This is a genomic window from Paenibacillus popilliae ATCC 14706 (assembly GCF_000315235.1).
GTDB classification, from domain to species: domain Bacteria; phylum Bacillota; class Bacilli; order Paenibacillales; family Paenibacillaceae; genus Paenibacillus_B; species Paenibacillus_B popilliae.
Genome location: NZ_BALG01000141.1, coordinates 1 through 222 on the forward strand (window position 1 = coordinate 1; position 222 = coordinate 222).

Sequence of the window (222 nt, forward strand, 5' to 3'; positions counted from 1 at the left end):
CTACATACGCCGATTGTGACGGCTCCAATGCCTCGGCCCGCCTATCCGGGCAGCCTGGCCTCGCCATCGGCGATGGCGCATGTGATGTGCCAAAAATACGTGAGCAGCCAGCCGCTCTACCGGCAGGAACATGAATGGACCCGTTTAGGTTATCCCTTGTCCCGGCAAACGATGGCGAACTGGATGATCTACGGCGCAGAGCACTGGCTGCTGCCCGTTGTG

Annotated in this window: 1 protein-coding gene; it reads left to right on the plus strand. The window is 60.4% G+C overall.

The features are described from left to right. Positions 1-222, plus strand: a 222-nt coding sequence (locus PPOP_RS10535; RefSeq protein WP_042228390.1) for an IS66 family transposase, incomplete at both ends; no start/stop codon positions are given.